We start from the raw sequence: 260 nt of genomic DNA, 5'->3' as shown, positions 1-260 counted from the left end.
CCCTGAAGCGGGAGCCCGGACCTCGCTGGACGGCCGAGGTCGAGCAGCACTACGGCACCGTTTCGCTCTCGACCCGCACGATCACCCTCCCTCACTGGCTGACGGCGTTCGCCCAGCTCGTCGCCCGGCTGGCGGTGCGCGCCGCGGAAGAGTCAGCGGATTCGGCGCGTGCGCTGCAGACGCTGGGGATCCTGCCGCCCGGCTCCGAGATCCACGTCGACGACGCGAACCTCGCACAGGACCTGCTGACCCTCGCCGCC

General features: G+C 71.9%; 1 protein-coding gene. It reads left to right on the top strand.

Annotated features, from left to right (window positions below; genetic code table 11):
- A partial coding sequence (locus tag SB775_RS30905) for a hypothetical protein (RefSeq protein ID WP_410865082.1) occupies positions 1-260 on the top strand: 260 nt, incomplete at both ends.

The organism is Peribacillus sp. SIMBA_075 (genome assembly GCF_046534585.1).
The sequence above is the reverse complement of the archived record's forward strand: the minus strand, read 5'-3'. Positions and strand labels throughout refer to the sequence as shown.